The 19,531-nt window shown below is 57.9% G+C and carries 19 protein-coding genes and 2 tRNA genes; 11 read left to right on the top strand and 10 right to left on the bottom strand.

The genetic code is table 11. The features are described 5' to 3' along the window. Positions 1-91 precede the first annotated feature (91 nt). Genes GS612_RS09390 through GS612_RS09360 form a run of 7 tightly spaced genes read left to right on the top strand, consistent with a single transcriptional unit; the run spans position 92 to position 7,478 of the window. Positions 92-1,453: a V-type ATP synthase subunit B gene (locus GS612_RS09390; protein WP_171639749.1), complete on the top strand. Its 1,362-nt coding sequence runs from the start codon at positions 92-94 to the stop codon at positions 1,451-1,453. Continuing rightward, on the top strand, positions 1,431-2,036 hold the full coding sequence (locus tag GS612_RS09385) for a V-type ATP synthase subunit D (RefSeq protein ID WP_171639748.1): 606 nt from the start codon (positions 1,431-1,433) through the stop codon (positions 2,034-2,036). Before GS612_RS09390 ends, GS612_RS09385 begins: the two co-directional genes overlap by 23 nt. Next, positions 2,033-3,829 (top strand): V-type ATP synthase subunit I, encoded by a 1,797-nt coding sequence (locus GS612_RS09380; protein ID WP_171639747.1) that lies wholly within the window; start codon positions 2,033-2,035, stop codon positions 3,827-3,829. Before GS612_RS09385 ends, GS612_RS09380 begins: the two co-directional genes overlap by 4 nt. Then, positions 3,826-4,269: an ATP synthase subunit C gene (locus tag GS612_RS09375; RefSeq protein WP_152457528.1), complete on the top strand. Its 444-nt coding sequence runs from the start codon at positions 3,826-3,828 to the stop codon at positions 4,267-4,269. Before GS612_RS09380 ends, GS612_RS09375 begins: the two co-directional genes overlap by 4 nt. Continuing rightward, positions 4,269-4,946, top strand: a complete 678-nt coding sequence (locus GS612_RS09370) for a hypothetical protein (protein ID WP_171639746.1) — start codon at positions 4,269-4,271, stop codon at positions 4,944-4,946. Before GS612_RS09375 ends, GS612_RS09370 begins: the two co-directional genes overlap by 1 nt. A gap of 1 nt (position 4,947) precedes the next feature. After that, positions 4,948-5,640: a hypothetical protein gene (locus tag GS612_RS09365; RefSeq protein ID WP_171639745.1), complete on the top strand. Its 693-nt coding sequence runs from the start codon at positions 4,948-4,950 to the stop codon at positions 5,638-5,640. Continuing rightward, on the top strand, positions 5,637-7,478 hold the full coding sequence (locus tag GS612_RS09360; RefSeq protein WP_171639744.1) for a V-type ATP synthase subunit A: 1,842 nt from the start codon (positions 5,637-5,639) through the stop codon (positions 7,476-7,478). Before GS612_RS09365 ends, GS612_RS09360 begins: the two co-directional genes overlap by 4 nt. Before the next feature lie 10 nt (positions 7,479-7,488). On the opposite strand, the gene GS612_RS09355 is transcribed toward GS612_RS09360, so the two are convergent. The 6 genes from GS612_RS09355 to GS612_RS09330 all read right to left on the bottom strand — a co-directional run bounded on the left by GS612_RS09355 (position 7,489) and on the right by GS612_RS09330 (position 12,312). Next, a tRNA-Glu gene (locus GS612_RS09355) sits at positions 7,489-7,563 on the bottom strand. Between the two features lie 24 nt (positions 7,564-7,587). After that, positions 7,588-7,662, bottom strand: a tRNA-Glu gene (locus tag GS612_RS09350). Between the two features lie 98 nt (positions 7,663-7,760). After that, entirely contained in the window at positions 7,761-9,503 is a 1,743-nt protein-coding gene (gene recJ, locus GS612_RS09345; RefSeq protein ID WP_171639743.1) for a single-stranded-DNA-specific exonuclease RecJ, read from the bottom strand. A 93-nt stretch (positions 9,504-9,596) separates the two neighbouring features. Then, positions 9,597-10,580: a class II fructose-bisphosphatase gene (glpX, locus tag GS612_RS09340; RefSeq protein WP_171228463.1), complete on the bottom strand. Its 984-nt coding sequence runs from the start codon at positions 10,578-10,580 to the stop codon at positions 9,597-9,599. 69 nt (positions 10,581-10,649) lie between these two features. Further along, complete coding sequence (locus GS612_RS09335; protein WP_171639742.1) at positions 10,650-11,936, bottom strand: homoserine dehydrogenase; 1,287 nt, start codon at positions 11,934-11,936, stop codon at positions 10,650-10,652. A 127-nt stretch (positions 11,937-12,063) separates the two neighbouring features. Beyond that, a complete protein-coding gene (locus GS612_RS09330) occupies positions 12,064-12,312 on the bottom strand; it encodes a hypothetical protein (RefSeq protein ID WP_171119520.1) in 249 nt (82 codons plus the stop codon). 102 nt (positions 12,313-12,414) lie between these two features. Here GS612_RS09330 and GS612_RS09325 point away from each other — a divergent pair, with 102 nt between their 5' ends. Continuing rightward, complete coding sequence (locus GS612_RS09325; RefSeq protein ID WP_171170526.1) at positions 12,415-13,002, top strand: TetR/AcrR family transcriptional regulator; 588 nt, start codon at positions 12,415-12,417, stop codon at positions 13,000-13,002. 21 nt (positions 13,003-13,023) lie between these two features. On the opposite strand, the gene GS612_RS09320 is transcribed toward GS612_RS09325, so the two are convergent. Then, complete coding sequence (locus tag GS612_RS09320) at positions 13,024-13,935, bottom strand: pirin family protein (protein ID WP_171639741.1); 912 nt, start codon at positions 13,933-13,935, stop codon at positions 13,024-13,026. A gap of 157 nt (positions 13,936-14,092) precedes the next feature. Here GS612_RS09320 and GS612_RS09315 point away from each other — a divergent pair, with 157 nt between their 5' ends. Continuing rightward, the gene (locus tag GS612_RS09315; protein ID WP_171639740.1) at positions 14,093-14,575 is read left to right on the top strand and encodes a hypothetical protein; all 483 of its coding nucleotides are present in this window, start codon (positions 14,093-14,095) and stop codon (positions 14,573-14,575) included. Here the strand turns inward: GS612_RS09315 and GS612_RS09310 are convergent. From GS612_RS09310 to GS612_RS09300, 3 genes are read right to left on the bottom strand one after another with little or no spacing between them, the layout of a single operon-like run. Next, positions 14,534-15,133, bottom strand: coding sequence for a TadE/TadG family type IV pilus assembly protein (locus GS612_RS09310; RefSeq protein ID WP_152457540.1), 600 nt, complete (start codon positions 15,131-15,133; stop codon positions 14,534-14,536). The two genes, GS612_RS09315 and GS612_RS09310, sit on opposite strands and share 42 nt — an antisense overlap. Positions 15,134-15,137: 4 nt before the next feature. Beyond that, complete coding sequence (locus tag GS612_RS09305) at positions 15,138-15,668, bottom strand: TadE/TadG family type IV pilus assembly protein (RefSeq protein WP_171119523.1); 531 nt, start codon at positions 15,666-15,668, stop codon at positions 15,138-15,140. Further along, entirely contained in the window at positions 15,665-17,293 is a 1,629-nt protein-coding gene (locus GS612_RS09300) for a Tad domain-containing protein (protein WP_171639739.1), read from the bottom strand. The genes GS612_RS09305 and GS612_RS09300 overlap by 4 nt, the downstream gene beginning before the upstream one ends. Positions 17,294-17,683: 390 nt before the next feature. On the opposite strand from GS612_RS09300, the gene GS612_RS09295 reads away from it, so the two are divergent. Further along, positions 17,684-19,114, top strand: a complete 1,431-nt coding sequence (locus tag GS612_RS09295) for a Glu/Leu/Phe/Val dehydrogenase (RefSeq protein ID WP_152457543.1) — start codon at positions 17,684-17,686, stop codon at positions 19,112-19,114. Between the two features lie 119 nt (positions 19,115-19,233). Continuing rightward, a complete protein-coding gene (locus GS612_RS09290) occupies positions 19,234-19,530 on the top strand; it encodes a hypothetical protein (protein ID WP_152457544.1) in 297 nt (98 codons plus the stop codon). Position 19,531: the final 1 nt, after the last annotated feature.

The raw sequence follows: 19,531 nt of genomic DNA, 5'->3' as shown, positions 1-19,531 counted from the left end.
TCGTTGTAAGCTAGGATTGTCATTGCAAAAATTACCGCTGAGACGTGCGGCGCGAATTACGAAAAACGACTTGGAACAGTGAGGATAGGCAATGTCCCGAAGTCTGTTGAAGTACACGCGTGTTCTGGAAATCGTCGGGGACACAATCAAGGTTCGGGTTCCGATCCAGAACAAAGGAGAGCCGGCTGTCCGGTTCAACGACCTCGCTGTGATCGAGACGGTGGATGGCCGAAAAACACTGGCCCAGACGATCTTCATCGACCGGGATGTCGTCACGTTGCAGGTGTTTTCCGGCACCAAGGGCATATCGACCGAAGCAACGGCAACCTTTCTCGGTCACCCGATGCAGACACCTTATTCGGCCAACATTCTGGGCCGCGTGTTTGATGGCGCCGGTGTGGCCATTGATGGAGGCCCCGACCTGTCTGCGGAACCGCATATCGATATTGGCGGACCGACCGTCAATCCGGCGGAACGCGCGGTTCCAAACAGAATGATCCGCACGGATGTGCCGATGATCGACGTGTTCAACACATTGGTCGAGAGCCAGAAAATTCCGATCTTCTCGGTTTCAGGCGAGCCGTTCAACGCGTTCCTCAGCCGAATCGGTATTCAGGCCGACGCGGATATCGTGATCTTTGGCGGGCTGGGGTTGATTTTTGACGACTACCACACGTTTCGCACCTCGTTCGAAGATGCAGGTGTGTTTTCGCGTACCGTCATGTTCGTCAATCAGGCGATGGATCCTTTGGTGGAACGTCTTCTGGTGCCGGACATGGCATTGGCAGTGGCCGAGAAGTTCGCTGTGGAAGAGGGCAAACGCGTGCTGGTCCTGCTGACGGACATGACCGCCTATGCTGACGCGATGAAAGAGGTCGGCATCAGTCAGGAAAGGGTGCCATCTCAGCGCGGCTATATGGGGGACCTGTATTCGCAGCTTGCGCGCCGATACGAAAAAGCCTGTGACTATGCCAAAGGCGGGTCGGTCACGGTTCTGACCGTCACGACCATGCCCGGAAACGACGTGACCCACCCGGTGCCTGACAACACCGGCTATATCACTGAAGGGCAGTTCTATCTGCATTCTGGCGTGATCGATCCGTTCGGCAGCCTGTCGCGCCTCAAGCAGAACGTGATCGGCAAGACCACCCGCGAAGATCATGGGCAGATCATGAACACGATGATCCGTTTCTATTCTGAAAGCCGCGATGCCGCGCAAAAACAAGCGATGGCCTTCGACCTGTCAGACTATGATCACCAATTGCTGAAATTCGGCGGCCTGTTCCGGTCTCGGTTCATGGACATCAATGTTTCGATCCCGCTGGAAGAGGCGCTTGATCTGGGTTGGAAGACGCTGGCAGAGTGTTTTGCGCCGGAACAGTTGCTGATGAAGCAGGCATTGATCGATAAGTATTTCCTGAAGGATGCCAATGGCGCGGTTGCAGCTGAATAAATCGTCGCTTGCGCGCGAGCAGACACAGCTGAAAAGCTTTGAACGGTTCCTGCCATCGCTGGACCTGAAGCGACAACAGTTGATGGCTGAACGGGTCCGGGCCCGGGAAGAGGTCGACCGCCTCGAGCAAATGGTGCAGGCGCTGGTGCAGCAGGTTGGTGAAAAGCTGCCGATGCTGGCCCAGCAGGGTGTCGCTCTGGATGGGCTGGTCACGCTCAAGGACTACAAGGTCAAAGAGGTCAATGTGGTAGGGGTCAAACTGCCTGACCTTGATCGGATCGAAGTGGCGGTGCGCCCGTATTCCGTTTTGGCCAAGCCCCATTGGGTCGATGCCGCTGCGCTTTTGCTGCACGACGTCATCGAAGCGCGGGTGCGGGTGAAGATTGCCGAAGAACGCGTTCGCATCTTCGACAAGGCGGTGGCCACCATTACCCAGCGGGTCAACTTGTTCGAAAAGGTTCTGATCCCGCGCGCCAAGGCCAACATCAAGAAAATCCGCATCTACCTGAGCGACGAACAGATGCAGGCCGTCGTGCGGTCAAAGATCTCGAAACGCAAACACGCGCAGGAGGCTTTGACATGAGCGTTGCGCGTCTGAAAAAGATGTCTCTGATCGGGCCCGCTGCCCGAAAGGCGGAAACGCTTGAGGCGCTTCAGGCTCTTGGCTGCATGCATGTTTTGCCCCTTGTTCCCACACCGAAAGAGCCGGAAAAGATCAGTGAGCGCGGTGCAAGAGAGGCGTATAAGGCATTGCGTTTCCTTGCAGAAGTGCCTGACCCGCGCCGCCAGGTCCGGCGTGCGCCCGATTTCGACATGGACCGTTTCGTGCGCGAGGTGACCGACCTCATGCAGCGCGTTCGGGATACGATGGACCGGCGTGACTTTCTGGCGCATCGCATCGCCCAGGTGCGACCCTGGGGGGATTTGGATTTTCCGCCGACCGATGCGCTGGCTGGCAACAGGCTGTGGTTCTATCAGCTGCCGCTGAAGCACCGGGATGCCCTGTCCGAGGTCAAGCTTCCTTGGGCAATATTGGAGGAAGACCACCGGTACCTGTATGCCGTTCTGATTTCACCTGACGAACCCGATGATGGCGTTCTTCCTGTTCCGCGAACCCATGTCGGTTCGCTGCCGGTACACGAGCTTGAGGCCCAGTTGGAAGAGGCCGAGATCGCCCTCGAGGCGTTGGAAGCCGAACGCGTGGCGATGACGCGCTATCTGACATTGATGCGCCGGAATCTGTCCGTCGCCGAAAGTGCCGCCGAGCTTGCCCATGCAACGCAGAAAGTACGCGACGAAGAGGCAATGTTTGCTTTGCAGGGGTGGGTTCCCGTGGATCAGGTGGATGCTGTTCTTGCCATGGCGAACGCCAAGGGTTCGGCCGTCTTGATTGAAGATCCGGGGCCGGGCGACGCGCCTCCGACCTTGCTGGAGCAGCCCGAGAACCGCAGGGCCGCTGTCGATCTGGCGCTGTTCTATCAAGTGCCCGGATATCAGGACTGGGACCCCAGCGTCATCGTCTCGGCGTCCTTCGCGATTTTCTTTGCCATGATCGTGGCGGATGCCGGTTACGGTGCTGTCATCCTGCTGGCGGTGCTGGCCTTTTGGAGACGGATGGACCGCACCGCTGGTCAAAGATCCTGGCGTCTGTTCGGCCTGATCATCTCGGCTGTTACGATATTTTACGGCGTCATGGTGGGCAGCTATTTCGGGGTTTCACCGGCTGCGGGTTCAATTTGGGCAAGGCTCAAGGTGCTGGATTTGAACGATTTCGGCGCGATGATGATGGTCTCGATCGTCGTTGGCGTTATCCACCTTGTCCTGGCCAACGCCCTTGCGGCCCGCGCGGCGTGGGGGCAACGCAAGGCGGTTGCCAATCTGGGCTGGATTGCGGCCCTGATCGGCGGGTTTGTCCTTTGGCTCGGCCACATGAACGGCAAGTCGCCGGTGCCGGGCGCAGCTATCCTGACCGCCGGCATCGTGGCGATTGTCCTGTTTTCCAGCGAGCGGGTCATCCAGAGGCCGATGGACTGGATCTGGCGTTTGATCGAAGGGGGTCAAAGCCTTGCCGGGGCGATGGGCGCGTTTGGCGATGTTCTCAGCTATATGCGTCTTTTCGCGTTGGGCCTTGCCTCGGCCTCGCTGGCGATCACGTTCAATGATCTGGCGGTGTCGGTCATGCAGGCCCTTAGGGGGCCGGGCATTCTGTTTGGGCTGCTGATATTGATCATAGGTCATGTCTTGAACTTCGCGCTCGCGATGATGAGCGGCGTCGTGCACGGTTTGCGTCTCAATTACATCGAATTCTTTAAATGGGGTCTGCCGGATGAAGGCATCATCTTTCGTCCATTTGCCCGCAAGGAGGTTCAGGAATGAATGAGCTTGTTCTTACACTGGGTTGGCTGGGTATTTATGCGCCAATGGCGTTGGGGGCTGCGGCCAGCGCCATAGGGTGTTCGATCGCCGGAATGGCCAGTATCGGGGCCATGACGGAAACCGAGGGCGGCTATGGCCGTTTCGTGGGTGTATCCGCGTTTCCCTCAACGATGGTCATCTATGGGATCGTCATCATGTTTACCCTGAACCGCGACGTGACACCTGAAAACGCGGGCGGTCTGTTCGGGATCGGCATCCTGTCGGGTATCGCGCTGATGTATTGCGGCATCTGGCAAGGTCGGGCCTGTGCGGCTGCGATCAATGCGACCAAGGAAAAGCCCGAGATTTTTGGCCTTGCTCTGGCCCCTGCCGCAATCATCGAAGGGTTTGGGGTGTTTGCGTTCGTGTTTGCGTTGGTCATCAGTGCGGGGATCAGCTGATGGCACAAAACAGAACGATTGCGCATGGGGTTGACGCGCTGATCGACAAATTGCGCAACGATGGGGTTGCCGCTGGTCAGGCCGAAGCCGAGAAGTTGCGCGCAGAAGCAAAAACCGAAGCCGCGCGCATCGTGGCAGAGGCAAAGCGCGAAGCCGAGGAGTTGAAAAAGAAAGCCCGCACGGAGACCGACAATTACAGGGCTGCCGGGGAAGAAGCATTGAACACGGCGATGCGGGATGCCGTGCTGACCATGAAGGCAGGTCTGACGGATCGCTTCAAGGCAGATGTCGAACGCCTTGTAACCAAAGAGATGTCCGATCCCGAGCTTCTCAGGCAGATGATCCTCGAGGTGGTAGGCCGGGCCGGGACAGGTGCAAACCTGGACGGCAAGGTTTCCGTTATCCTGCCTGCCAGGGTCGCCACGCAGGAAGACATCAAGCAAAATGCCGATGACATTCAATCCGGCAAGCTGACGAAATATGTTCTTGGGCTGACCGCGAAGATGCTGCGCGAGAATGTCGAACTGCACGCAGCCGATGACGTGCAGGAAGGCATCCGCGTCCGCGCAGAAGAACAGGGTGTTGTTCTGGACCTGACGGACAAGGCGGTGGCGTCGCTGTTGATGGAGCATTTGCAGCCCAGGTTCCGCGCCGTTCTGGAAGGGGTCATCCGCTGAGATGTCAAAACAGGACGCCTATATCGCGTTGATGTGCAGCCTGCCGGGTTCGGAACGGTTGTTCGTTGCCAAGCAGCCGCCCCTGTCACGTATCAGGCTGGACCGTCGATTGACGGCTTTGACACCGAAGGACAGCAAAGTTCTGAAGATCCTCGAGCACGCGTTGAGCTGGAGTGCCTACGACATGGATGTCACCGACGCTCAGGCGATCCAGCGCTGCAAGCAAGCGATGGTGGACATCCCTCAGCCCACCTTGCGCAAACTCTTCATGGAACGCATGGAACTGCGCTCGGCTGTTGCGGCGCTGCGCCTGAGAAAACGCGGAGAACCGGCGCCTTCAGGCCCATTCGGGGTCGGACGATGGAGCCGCCACATTCCCGCCAATTGGAGTGATCCCAGCTTTCGGATGGAACGGCTCATGCCCTGGATCAAAGAGGCAACCCAATTGCTGGAAAACGAAGATCCGCTGGGTCTGGAACGTCTGCTTTTGTCGATAAGCCACAAGCAGCTCAAGCGGCACGCGGCTCGTCACATGTTCGATTTCGAGGCGGTCGCCATTTATGTTCTGATCTGGAACATCTTCGACCGCTGGGCGCAAAGCAGCGCTGCGGAAGCCGCCAAGAGATTTGAGAAACTGGCACAACAGGCCATGGCCGATTTCGCTGAAGTCGATTTTGAGGGAGCAAGCGCATGACAGCCCCAATCTCAGCCAAACACTCATCGACCGCACGTGTCGTCCTGGTTCAGGAAGGGCTTGTGCGGATACAAGCCAATTCGGACACGACCGGCCACCCCGGTCAACTGGTCAAAAACGAAGTGGTTTACATATTGCCTTCGCGTTCCGGTCCCGGTGGGCGTCAGGAAAGGCTCAAAGGCGAAGTGCTGCGCGTACGTGGGGATATGGCGGACGTTCAGGTCTATGAAAGCACTGATGGGGTGGCGGTTGACGACCCGGTGGAGCAATCAGGTCAGCTTTTGTCGGTAGAGCTTGGTCCGGGGCTGCTGGGGCAGGTGTTTGACGGGTTGCAATCGCCTTTGCCCAAGGTGGCCGCCGAATTTGGAACCTTCTTGCCGCGCGGCGCAGATGTCGCGCCCTTGGATGAACATGTAAAATGGTCCTTTACGCCGTCGGTGACGGTGGGCGATACGGTCACTGCCGGGGACAACATCGGAACAGTGCCCGAAGGCCATCTCAGCCACAAGATCATGCTGCCGTTCAACTGGACCGGCGCGTACAAGGTGGTCTGGGTGCAAAAAGGCGCGGCCACGATCCATGACATCGTGGCCCGTCTGGAAGACGAAGACGGTGGCGAGCATACGCTGACGCTTTCGCAGAAATGGCCGGTTCGGCGACCACTACCGGAAAATGTACTGAAGCGCGCGCTGTCCGAACGGTTGTATCCGACGGAACCGGTTCTGACGTCGCAACGACTGATCGACACGTTCTTTCCGATTGCGCGCGGCGGCACCGCATGTATTCCCGGTCCGTTCGGAGCGGGCAAGACCGTGCTGCAAAACCTGATCGCACGGAACGCGAAGGTTGATATCGTGATCGTTGTGGCCTGCGGCGAACGTGCAGGTGAGGTGGTCGAGACCATCGAGGAATTTCCGAAGATGACCGATCCATCCACCGGCGGCAGCCTGATGGATCGGACGATCATCATCTGCAACACGTCATCCATGCCGGTTGCCGCGCGCGAGGCGTCGATCTTCACCGGCATTACGTTGGGCGAGTATTATCGCCAGATGGGCCACGATGTCTTGTTGATTGCCGACAGCACCAGCCGGTGGGCGCAAGCCATGCGCGAGACCTCTGGCAAGCTCGAGGAAATTCCGGGCGAAGAGGGGTTCCCGGCCTATCTGGAAAGCTCGATCAAGGGTTTGTACGAACGCGCCGGGGCGCTGAAAACGAATGATGGGGATCTTGGCAGCCTGACGCTGATCGGAACGGTTTCGCCTGCTGGCGGCAATTTTGACGAGCCGGTAACCCAGTCAACCTTGTCGACGGTCAAGTGTTTCCTAGGGTTGTCATCCGAACGCGCCTACAAGCGGTTTTATCCAGCGGTCGATCCGATGCTCAGCTGGTCCCGGTATGCTGACCAATTGTCCGACTGGTATGACAGGAACGCCGAGCCGGGGTGGACAGCCAAAGTGCGCACCCTGTTGGCCCTGATCGAAAAAGGCGAACAGGTCGATCAGATGATGCAGGTCACTGGGGAAGAGGGCGTCACGATTGACGACTTTGTAACCCAACAGAAAGCCTTGTTCGTCGATATGGTATACTTGCAACAAGACGCATTTGACACAGTCGATGCGACAGTGCCGCTTGAACGGCAGATAAAGACGTTCAAGCTTGTGTACGATGTGACGCAATCCAAAGCGGTCTTTGTCGACAAGGCCGAGGTCAGGCAGGTGTTCACGCAACTGACCGGGCTGATGAAAAACTTTCACTACGCGGCAGAAAACACACCCGAATACAAATCCACCTGGCAAAAGATCGAAAACCTGTGCCGCGAGAAGTTCGGGGTTTGATCAGGAAAAATGGTAGCCCGTAGGGGAATCGAACCCCTCTTTCCAGGTTGAAAACCTGGCGTCCTAACCGATAGACGAACGGGCCACTTGGTAGTGACGCAAGCACAAGTGGTAGCCCGTAGGGGAATCGAACCCCTCTTTCCAGGTTGAAAACCTGGCGTCCTAACCGATAGACGAACGGGCCACGCTGGCTTGTGGAGGGCCTTTTACGGTTTCACCGTGACCCCCGCAAGCCGAAAAACGCAGGGATGAGAAAGTTTTTTGCGCCGCCCGAGCGAGACGTCAATTTGCCTCTGCCGCGTCCTCGAGCCTGAGCTGCACGGATTGCCGCCCGCCCCAGGTGTTCACCTCAAGCCGGCCTGCAAAATGAAAGCGTGCGCCACCATGATTTGACAGTCTCTCGCCCATCGGACCGTCAAAGGCACCAAAGGCAATCGCATCCAGCCCACCACCCATGCCATCGGACAATGACAACTTCAGGTGCGTTTCCCCGACACGTTTGGCAAAACGCACCTGAAGATCCGGAAGCGCGTATCGCGGGGCAAGGGCTCCGGCGCCAAACGGTCCGGCCTGTTCGATCTGTTCGACAAGATCCACTGTCGCGGCAGCCGGCATAAGGGCGCCTTCCAGCTTCATATCCGCAGGGCCGCCCTGACCTGCACCTTGTTTTGCCAGCAACTCGCTGAGGCGTTCCATCGCAGGTTCCAGTTTGTCGCGCATGACGGTAAGTCCAGCGGCCATCTTGTGACCGCCACCCTTGACCAGCAAACCTTCGGCCACGAGCCGCTGGATCGATGCCCCCAGATCCACGTCCGAGACCGAACGCCCCGAGCCTTTGCCCTCATCACCTTCAAAGCCGATCACGATGGCCGGACGGTTGGCGGTTTCCTTCAAACGAGACGCCACGATGCCCACCACACCCGGATGCCAGCCTTCACCGGCGGCCCAGACCAGCGGTGCGTCGAGTCCGCGACCCTCGGCCTGCTCCATCGCGGCGGCGCGCACGGCGTTTTCAATGTCCCGGCGTTCTGTGTTCAGCGCGTCCAGACGTTCGGACAGGGCCTGTGCCTCGTGCAGGGAATCCGTGCTCAGCAGGCGGGCGCCCAGATCGGCCTGCCCGATGCGACCGCCTGCGTTCACGCGGGGGCCAAGCAGAAAACCCAGGTGATAGCTGTTGGGCGCCGTATCCATGCGCGAGACATCGGACAGCGCGACAAGTCCGGGGCGCTGCCTTTGGGCCATCACTTTAAGGCCTTGTCGAACCAGGGCGCGATTGGCGCCGATCAAAGGCGCAACGTCAGCCACGGTTGCCAGGGCCACCAGATCCAGCATCGATATCAGGTCAGGCCCCTTTGCGCCTGCCGCGCGCAGCTGGCGCCCTGCTTCGACCAGCATCAGAAACACGACACCCGCCGCGCAGAAATAGCCCAGATCACCGCTTTCATCCTGCCGGTTGGGATTCACGACTGCAACGCAGTCCGGCAGGGTTTCGCCGCCGAGGTGGTGATCCAGAACAATCACGTCCGCCCCCGTGGCCGCGGCAATCGGTTCATGGCTGAGCGTGCCGCAATCGACGCAAATGATCAGGTCGTGGCTGGTTGCCAGTTCCCGCATTGCCGGAACATTCGGACCATATCCCTCATCAATCCGATCCGGCACATAAAGCGTCGCCTGCAACCCCATCTGTCGAAGCCAAACCAGCAGCAGCGCGGCAGAACAGCCGCCGTCAACATCGTAGTCCGCGAACACCGCGATTTTCTGGCGATGGCGTACGGCGTCCAGAAAACGCGCCGCCGCCGTTTCCATGTCCTTCATGTCGCGGGGATCTGGCAGCAGCTCCTTGAGCTTGGGGTCCAGAAAGCCGCGTGCCTCCATGACCGGCACGCCACGACGGGCCAGAATCTGACATACCGCACGCGGCAGGTCGGTCTGTTGAGTCATCATCTCGGCAGCTCGCTCCAGCTCGACTTCCGGGCCAACCCAGCGCCGCCCGGTCAATGATTGTTCTACGCCAAGAAAACCCATTGCCTGCCCCTTGTGAACCAAGGCCGGATCCTTTCGGACCCGGCCTCTTCATCTTTTTCCAAATACTCCCGCCGGAGGCAACGGCGCAAGCCGTCAGGCGTTATCGTGCGGCCAGGTGGGGGTGCGATACGACATGCGGCGTACGGACCCGGTCTTTGAACGCATCAGCAGCGTCGTGGTTTCCACCCAACCCGGCTCGCGCTTGATGCGCGGCAACAGAGAACCGCCGGTTACACCCGTTGCGGCAAAGATCACATCCGCGGTCACCATCTCATCGCGCGAATAGACCCGGTCCAGATCGGTGATGCCTGCCTTGGCAGCACGGCCCCGCTCGTCATCGTTGCGGAACAACAGGCGACCAAAGATCTGTCCGCCCATGCATTTCAGCGCGGCAGCGGCAAGTACGCCTTCGGGGGCGCCACCCTGGCCCATATACATGTCGATGCCGGTCACTTCGCTTTCTGCGCAATGCATGACACCCGCCACGTCACCATCGGTGATCAGGCGGATCGATGCTCCGGTTTCGCGCACTTCGGCGATCATCGCCTCGTGACGGGGACGTTCCAGAATGCAGACGGTGATGTCCGCAGGCTTGCAGTTCTTGGCCTTTGCCAAGGCTTCCACCCGTTCACGTGGAGACATGTCCAGATTGACGACACCCTCGGGCAGGCCCGGACCAACAGCCAGCTTGTCCATGTAGACGTCCGGCGCATGCAGCATCGAGCCGCGCGGGCCCATGGCAATCACGGTCAGCGCGTTGGGCATATCCTTTGCGGTCAGCGTTGTGCCTTCCAGCGGGTCCAGCGCGATGTCCACGCCGGGGCCGTTTCCGGTGCCGACCTCTTCGCCGATATAAAGCATCGGAGCTTCGTCGCGTTCACCTTCACCGATCACCACGACGCCAGCGATGTCCAGCATGTTCAGCTGTTCGCGCATGGCATTCACGGCAGCCTGGTCGGCGGCTTTCTCGTCACCGCGCCCCACCAGCGAAGCCGAGGCCAGCGCAGCCTGTTCCGCCACCCTTGCCAGCCCCAGAGACAGCAGGCGGTCGTTGAAATCGGTTTTGGCAGCACTCATTGTCATGTATCCTCTGGTCATTTAAGCCGTTTCTATCGGCATAGCTTGCGTTTCATGCAGGCCGCAAGTTCAAACCTCTTCAATCCGCAACGCGACGGGGGCACCGGCAACCACATCCGTTTCCCGGAACCCGTCCAGCGCGACGTCCAGCGCGGCACGGGTGGTTTTGTGGGTAACGATCAGCACAGGCGCCGTGCTTTCTGCATGGGCATACTGGCGCATCCTGTCTATCGAAACGCCGGCATCGCCCAGAATGGCCGCAACCTTGGCCAGTGCGCCTGGTTTATCCAGCAGACCCAGCCGCAGATAATAAGGCGCAGGCAGGCCCGTGACGGCGGGGGCCGCAGCCTCAAGCGATTTGGCCGGTCGGCCAAAGGTCGGGATTTGCAGCCCGCGTGCCAGATCGCACACGTCGCCCATCACGGCGCTGGCCGTCGGGCCTTCACCCGCACCGGGGCCGCGCAGCACAACCTGTTCAACCGCGTCGCCTTCGATCACCACCATGTTGGTGCCGCCTTCCAATTGCCCCAAGGGCGAGTCGCTGGGCACAAGGCAAGGCTGCATCCGCTGTTCCAGCCCGCGCGCGGTACGCTGCGCCACGCCCAGTAGTTTGATGCGAAAGCCCATATCCTCGGCCTGGTCGATATCGTCGAGGCTGATTTGCTGAATGCCTTCGATCTCAATCCCGTCGAAATTGGGCTTGGTGCCAAAAGCGATCGAGGCCAGCAAAGCCAGTTTGTGCGCGGCGTCGATGCCACCGACATCCAGGTTGGGGTCGGCCTCAAGATACCCAAGTTCGGCGCATTCGTCGAAAAGGGCGTTATAGCCCTGACGCTGCGATTGCATTCGGGTCAGAATGTAGTTGCAGGTGCCGTTCATCACGCCCATCACGCGCGTGATCTCGTTTCCGGCCAGCCCTTCGGTCAGGGATTTGATTACGGGGATACCGCCCGCGACTGCGGCCTCAAACCGGATGACGCGGCCAGCAGCTTCGGCCTGTTCGGCCAGTTCCTGCCCGTGAATGGCCAGCAATGCCTTGTTGGCGGTCACGACGTCTTTGCCGCTGGCCAGCGCGGCTTCGACCGAGGCCTTGGCCGGACCGTTTTCGCCGCCCATCAGTTCGACATAGACATCGATATCGTCACGTTTCGCCAGCGCAACCGGGTCGGTTTCCCAGGCATAATCCGACAGGTTCACACCGCGGTCCTTGTTCGGATCCCGCGCCGATACGGCCACGATTTCAATCGACCGGCCCGTGCGCGCCTTCAGCAAATCTGCATGGCGGCGAACAATCTTGACGACACCCACGCCGACAGTTCCCAAGCCCGCAATTCCCAGCCGCAGTGCCTGTGTCATGTCGTGGGTTCCTTTCCGCTCGAAACTTGTCTGAATTCGGACGCCTGCCCGATCAGCGCTGCCTTATCGGGTTCAGGCCAAGGGTGCAATCCGTCACCGGGGGATTGTCGAGGTCAAATGTCACGCTTCAGTTGGTTTGCGCGTTTTGCAGCGCCTGGGCCTTTTTCGCCAGCGCCTCGCTGCGCTGCGTCAGGTCTTCCTCCACCTCTGCGGCCTGGCTTACGGGATCAATCGAAGGCCCCAACGTTTCCTGCACCGGAACAAGGCGCGGGTAGGGGGCCGATTTGACCGAGGCCGGTTCACTGCCTTCAAGTTCGGGAAAGTCTGAACACCCGGCAAACACAAGAATAAGAGGCAGAACAGGCAGCAGTTTCATGTGGCACGCTTTTCGGTTTCGTTCGTCCTTTCGTGATGCACCTTTTACCGGCGCCGATCAAGCGGGGTTCTATATGAACATTTGTTCAGATACTGTGGGTGCATGGCACGTACTCAAGGCTCCCACTCTGACATCACAGGCCCGCGCATCCGAAAGGCGGCCCTGAACCTGTTTGCCCGCCACGGCTATGCCGCGGTTTCGATGCGGCAGATCGCGAAAGAGGTCGGCGTTCAGGCGGGGGCGCTATACAATTACACACCGGACAAGCAGAGTTTGCTGTATCGGTTGATGCGAGAGCATATGCAGGATCTGCTTTCGGCGCTCAACGCGCTGGAGCGCTGCGATGACTGCCGGCAAGCGTTGCGCCGATTTGTCGGTTTTCACATTCGTTTCCACCTGCAACGCCCAGACGAGGTGTTCATCGCCTATATGGAACTGCGCAACCTCTCGCCCGAAAACTTCGCTGAAATCGAAGACCTTCGGCGTCAGTACGAAAACGCGTTGGAAGACATCCTTCACTCTGGCCAGCAGGCTGGACAGTTTGCGATACCGGACACCAAGATCGCCACGCTGGCGGTGATTGCCATGCTGAACGGTGTGATGACCTGGTACAGGTCCGGAGGGCGGCTGTCACTGGACGAGGTCGAACAGATTTATTGGAACATGGTGCATAAAGCGGTGACGGCCTGACAGGGCCAGACCGTCACTGTGTCAGTGCGCAGGGCGAATGAAGGTCCCGTTGCGCAGTTCGCGAAACGCTTGTTCCAATTCGGCCCGCGTGTTCATCACAATGGGCCCGTGCCATGCGACCGGCTCATTGATCGGAGCCCCCGAGATCAACAGAAACCGCACGCCGTCGGGGCCAGCCTGAACGGTGATTTCGTCCCCCGTTCCGAAACGGACAAGCGTGCGGTCGCCCGACATATCCCGGATATTCACCTCTTGCCCGGCGACCTCTTTTTCCAACAGCACACCGGACGGGCGTGACGCATCTGCAAATGCGGCCTGACCTTGAAAGACATAGGCGAAGGCTCGGCGGTAAGTGTCGATGCGAAAGGTCTTCTTCACACCCGCTGGAACCGAGATGTCCAGATATTGCGGATCTGCCGCGATGCCGTCCACGGGGCCGGTTTTGCCCCAGAACTCTCCGACAATCACGCGAACGGTGGTGCCGTCGTCATCAGTGACTTCAGGGATATCCTTGCTTTGAACATCCTGATAGCGCGGGGCAGCCATCTTCTGATCCGAAGGCAGGTTGCCCCACAGCTGAAACCCGTGCATCTGCCCCGAGGTGTTTCCCTGCGGCATTTCCTGATGCAGGATGCCGGACCCCGCCGTCATCCACTGTACGTCGCCCGCGCCCAAAGTGCCGGTGTTGCCCAGCGAATCCGAATGCTCGACCGATCCGGCCAGAACATAGGTGATCGTCTCGATTCCGCGATGCGGATGCCAGGGGAAACCGGCCTGATAGTCCTGCGGGCGTTCGTTCCTGAAATCGTCGAACAGCAGGAAAGGATCAAGTTCGGAAGGGTCCTGAAACCCGAATGCGCGGTGAAGTTTCACGCCAGCCCCTTCCATCGTCGGGGTGGCCCTGCGTGTTTCCAGTGTGGGTCTAAGGGACATATTCGCCTCCGGTTCGTTTGATCAGCATGTAACCCCTGCGTGATTGCGGTCAATCAGCGTTAATTAACCGGAGCTGTGCAAATTTGCTAGGCAACCAAAGCCCTGTTGTTTCCCCTGGAAAGTCGCTAAGTCGAAGCGGAACGGACAGGAGACATCCATGCAGGACGAAGTGCTGGCAACGATTCAGGCATCATCCCCCAGACGGTGGATCGGAGTAGGGATGCTGTCGACGGTTGGGGTGCTGGTCACATACGTCGCTTTGGCATCTCCGCCCGAACCGGCGTGGCAAGTATTTCTTTTTGCTGTAGGGGGCGCGTCGCTTTGGCTGGCCTATCGTGTATGGCACGCGACCCAGGACCATATTGAACTGACACAGTCAGAATTGCGTACCGGGTCAGGTCAAATGATCGCAAAGGTGGCTGATATTGAGTCGGTGGATCGCGGCGTATTCGCGTTCAAGCCGTCAAACGGCTTTCTGGTTCGCACCAAGCACAAAGATACGTACCAATGGGCCCCCGGATTGTGGTGGCGGATTGGTCGCCGGGTCGGCGTGGGCGGCATGACGTCTGCCGCCGAGGCCAAGTTCATGTCAGAAGTCTTAAGCACTATTATCCACGCAGACGACCGGAGGGCGCACTAGGTTGCAGGCGACCTTGGTGGAAAAGCGGGGACGGGTGAAGATGAAGTTTTGAAAGTTAATGCCGGTCGCCAGATCCCAGCCAGGTTTGAACTGAGGAATATACTCGTTGGATGTTTCCACCAGAATGACCGTGTCCTGATCCGGCATCGGCGGCAGACGGTTTTCGATTTCCTGGATGTTGTTGTCGTTCCATTCCGTGTCATAGCCGCGCACGGTCGACCAATCCACGTAGTGGCGGTTGTCGTTCTCGTCAAAACGGATCAGAGAGACACGCATGCGCACTTCAGACCGGTTGTTGACCATTTCGCCCATAAGTTCGTGAAGCGAGTCGATGTAAACATCAGTCACAGCGGCCGATTCACGTGAGATCAGATCGCTGACCGTATAGGCAGCTTTCAGGTTCGACGCGCTTTGACGAAATCCCTCGAATGCGGTGAACGTAAACGTAATCGTCCACAGCAACAGCGGGAAGATCATGATGGCCTCGACGGTCAGAATACCACTTTCGTCCTGCTTGAAGGCCTTGATGCGGTTTTTCACGTTTCTGAATACAAACATAGCTTTACCGTGGCTCCTGCACGAATGCGGTCGTTGCGGTCACTGCATAGTGGCCGCTTTCGTCGACCACTGTGTTTGCGATGATCGAGCTTTCCAGAACAGGATCGATACGCAGGCAGGCCCGCAAAATCATCAACTCGTTTGAGGCCCCGCTTTTGAAGTCGAGCACTGGTTTGGGGTCTTCCGAACTGTCGGTGCAGGGTATTTCGTCCGAAAGTACGATGCCATTGAATGCATTCTGGCGGAGCATTTGCAGCCGCAGGTTGGTTTTACAATTCTTGATACCGGAAATGTCGCAAATCCGGTCCTTGATTACATCGTGACTCCAGTTGGTGCCTGTGCCCAGACGGATATCCCGAACGACCAGATCAACACCCCGTTCCAGCGCGGCGTGCTTGGTGGTGATTATCGACATCTCTCCACCAATACCTATGAATGCCAGGAAAAACGGAATGATCATGACAAATTCGATCGTCGCGTTCCCGGACTCGGATCGCTTGAAGGTACGGAGTTTTGACAGTGATTTGCGGATCATTGCGTCAGCCTCAATTTGCGGATGGACGAAGCAATCGCAGTAAACGCCTTGTCCAGATCCAATCCAGCTACATTGTGAACATGGCTATCCGAGCTTGCGCAGGACTTGATGGTATTCAAGCCGCTGGTGGGGGCCTCGAAAGCGATGCCATAGATGATGACACCCTTGTCTTTGGCCGCGCCGCAGATGCTGGTCGTGCGCGCGTTCTTTGTGGAAGATCCCACTGATTTTCTGAGGCCGTAGTACCAGTTATTCTCGTGGTTGCTTTGCCAATAGAAGTTATTCTTTGCGTTCCACCACAGCGAAGCTCGGGCAAAAAGCTCGGGATAGGTCAGGCGAGTGGCGGTGCCAATCTCTTCGTTAGAGGAGTTTTCATTGGGTGGATTCCCAAAAGGATGGCCTGCCGTGACATAGCCGCCGTTTTCTTCTGTATGTTGCATCCAGACCCAACGATCCGGGTTGGTCGAATAGCGGATACTATATTCACCCTTTTTCCCGTCGGGCCTTTGATAGTCAGGGTTGAACCAGACTTCAGTCAGGCCACTACGCGCGGACGAGTCCAACATGTACTGCGAAGTGTTTTGCCCGTCGGTCATTACGATTACGACCTTAAGCACGTCCGAGTCATAAGATTCCGGGCGCAGAGCGAATTTTGCAGGAACCTTGTTTTCGGTGGCCAAGGCATTGATCACAGGCTGGAATGACGGATCCAGCATGCCGACACCCCATTTCATGCCTACGTCGATGGATGTGTTGCCACTTGCGGTCAGGGCATCGATGCGGTTGTGCAGATATTGGACATTGTCGGTGACAGCTGTAATTTCACTGCCGCTGCGAACAGGGCATACGAAATAGGCCGGGGGCTGTTCTCCATCAGTTGAAACGCCGTTGACGTTTGCCGAATTGTATCGCCAAGGATCGAAATGCCCAGTACGCTGATAGAAGGTATTCGGGCTAAGCGTCGCAGATCCGAATTGTCCGGAAGTAAAGTTCACGCAATGGGAATAGTTGTGCTCTGAGGTCACGTTGGTGAATTTACCCAGTATGTCCTGCCCGGCATTGACTTGGGTGGCATAGGGGACAATCGACATCGAAATCTTGGTTTCACCTGATTCCTCAAGCATTTTGGTGACAAAGCCCTTCGCCGCAGTTCTCAAGACTTCGATCTTCGACTTTCCGGCGGTCGCGGAAGACCTTGTCATGGACCCGGACATGTCCAGAACCAGCGAGATTTCAACAGAACCGATGGACTCTATGGCAGTGCTTGCCGCTTTCATATTCAGTTCGGTAACTTTTCCGAACCTCATAAAACGCGTCGGAACAACTGCATTGGCGGTCGCGGCCACCTTTCTGGAGCCAAATCCTTCGGTGACGGTCACGGTTTTCTCAAGATGGCCCAGCCCGGCCTTTTCCATATAGGCGTCGACAACATCCTTGGGTGGCAGCTTTTGGTCAAGATCTGCTGCAGCAAGCACCGCGCGGTCCAGCGTGGATTGCAGGCTGGCGCGGTCGCGCTCGTACGTCATCAGATCCATCGCCATGCCGGTAATGGCCAGCATCAGGATTAAAATGAGCAGGGTGAATATCGTAAAAGTGCCGTCTTCTTTTCGGGCAAACAGCCGCAACTGGGAAATCTTGTGTTTCGGCTTCGAGCCGTCGTCCTGAAGCGAGAAAATTATCATTTGATGACTCCGCCTCGCACATAGAAGTCGTGCGCCAAAGAAAGGAAATTCCGGTTAAATTTAATTTTCAAACGTGGCGTGAATTGGGCGAAACAGGCTTGGTTTTGGCCTTTTTGCGCACTCAAGGGGTATAATTTTCACGTTTTCCCCTGGTCTGTCGATGAAATGAAGACAATCAGTTAAGCGATTGACCGGATTGGGCGACTCACCATCAGGAACTCAAGTCTCTGTTAAGAAGGTGATGAAAAAAAGTGCATTGTTTGATTGCAGCCAGACTTGAGTGGTGCGACAAAACGTCATGACGTTTCGTCATCCAGCGGTACGGAGGATTTTATGACCGGCATCCAAGAACCAAGCTTTCGCGAGAGTGTTGACCTGATGTTCAACAGGGCGGCCGCCCTGATGGAACTGCCGCCGGGGCTGGAGCAGAAAATCCGGGTTTGCAACGCGACCTATACAGTTCGGTTTGGTGTGCGTCTGCGAGGTGAGATCCATACGTTCACCGGGTACAGGTCTGTCCATTCCGAACATATGGAGCCGGTCAAAGGCGGCATTCGCTATGCCACTGCAGTGAACCAGGATGAGGTCGAAGCGCTGGCTGCGTTGATGACGTACAAATGCGCTCTTGTCGAAACGCCTTTTGGCGGATCGAAAGGCGGGCTTTGCATTGATCCGCGGAAATACGAAGAACACGAGCTGGAGCAAATCACGCGACGCTTTGCTTATGAACTTGCAAAGCGGGATCTGATAAACCCGTCGCAAAACGTTCCCGCGCCCGACATGGGAACGGGCGAACGCGAGATGGCCTGGATGGCCGACCAATACGCCCGGATGAACACCACCGACATCAATGCACGGGCCTGTGTGACCGGCAAGCCATTGAACGCAGGTGGTATCGCTGGGCGGGTTGAAGCCACCGGACGTGGCATTCAGTACGCTCTGCGCGAATTTTTCCGTCACCCCGAAGACGTCAGGGCGGCAGGCCTGTCGGGCAAGCTGGACGGCAAGCGTGTTGTGGTGCAGGGGCTCGGCAATGTGGGCTATCACGCTGCGAAGTTTCTGAGCGAGGAGGACGGTTCACGCGTTGTAGGTATCATCGAATGGGACGGAGCGCTCTATAACCCGGATGGTATCGACGTCGAAGCCGTCCGCCAGTGGATCGTCAAGCATGGCGGCGTCAAGGATTATCCGGACGCGACTCATTCAGCGGAAGGCACAAGCGTTCTGGAGGCTGAGTGTGATATTCTGATTCCGGCGGCCTTGGAGGGTGTCATCAACCTTTCCAACGCCGAGCGGATCAAGGCACCTTTGATCATCGAAGCAGCGAACGGCCCGGTCACCGCTGGCGCGGATGAGATTCTTCGCAAGAAAGGTACCGTTATCATCCCGGATATGTATGCCAACGCGGGTGGTGTGACGGTGTCTTATTTTGAATGGGTCAAGAACCTTAGCCACATTCGTTTCGGCCGGATGCAGCGTCGGCAGGAAGAGGCGCGACATGAATTGATCGTCAGCGAACTGGAGCGGCTGGACCGTTATCTGGGTGACGCGTGGTCGATGTCTCCGGACTTCAAGGCAAAATACCTCAAGGGTGCCGATGAGCTTGAACTGGTGCGCTCGGGCCTCGATGACACGATGCGTATCGCTTATCAGTCGATGCGTGAAGTGTGGCACAGCCGCGACGATGTCGAAGACCTGCGTACTGCGGCCTATATCGTGGCGATCGACCGCGTGGCCAAAAGCTATCGCGCCAAGGGGCTCTGAAGCAGGCGGGCGGGGTGATCATTTCGCCCCGCCGGTACACGCCGCGGCTTGAATGTCGATGGCGGCCCGTTAGTTTGACGGATAGTAGACACTCAGAGAAACGAATCCCGGAGACCTCCATGTTGCGTATAGCCATTGTCGCGGCTCTGCTGGCCACCCCTTTGGCCGCTCAGGAAACTAAGGAACAAAGCTGCAAGTATCAGGCGGATGTGGTGGCAGCGATCCAGAAGGCGCGGCTGGACCGCGTGAAAGAACGCGATGTGGCGCAAGCCGTGGCTGATAGTGGCCCGACATGGCCCGAGAACTACAACGCCGCGATTCCGCTGATCACACCGTGGGTCTATGAACAAAAGATGCGCGACGTGCGCAAAAAGGATCTGGGTGCCGCTTGGCTTGAGCTGTGTTTGCAGCAATAAT

The sequence above is a fragment of the Ruegeria sp. HKCCD6157 genome, from assembly GCF_013110685.1.
Taxonomy (GTDB): Bacteria; Pseudomonadota; Alphaproteobacteria; order Rhodobacterales; family Rhodobacteraceae; genus Ruegeria.
Note: the sequence above shows the minus strand (reverse complement) of the source record. Positions and strands in the feature narration are given on the sequence as shown.